Annotated in this window: 1 protein-coding gene; it reads right to left on the bottom strand. The window is 23.9% G+C overall.

The features are described from left to right. The coding region (locus NG918_RS16685) for a PAS domain S-box protein (RefSeq protein ID WP_252227163.1) at nucleotides 1–423 on the bottom strand (423 nt) is incomplete at both ends.

Below are 423 nucleotides of genomic sequence, written 5' to 3' on the forward strand. Positions count from 1 at the left end.
TTTATTTTTTAATTCATCATATTTGTTTTTATTACAAATATTAATTGATGCGTCTTTTATATGTGAAACTACCTTCTTCTCTGTTGTAATTTTTCTTACAACTCCACCTATTAAATTTGTTTTTTTACTACTCAAAAATGGCATATTATAAGTTTCAACACATATATCTTCTCCATCACTTTTAATTTTTCTCTTAAAATAAGCACAACTTTTTTCTTCTAATATTTTTCTTTCATTGTCTGGCCAGTTTTTCAATATCTCATTATCTTTAAAATCTGAATTCTTTTTCCCTAAAAGATTCTTTTGTTCTAAATCTAATTTCTCAGTTGCTAATTTATTAGCATACTTATACCTTCCTTCCTCATCTTTAATCCATATTATATATGGAATATTATCTAATAAGTTTTCTAAATCTTCTATTGT

The sequence above is a fragment of the Clostridium sp. ZBS2 genome (assembly GCF_023845855.1).
In the GTDB taxonomy this organism is placed as follows: domain Bacteria; phylum Bacillota; class Clostridia; order Clostridiales; family Clostridiaceae; genus Clostridium; species Clostridium aquiflavi.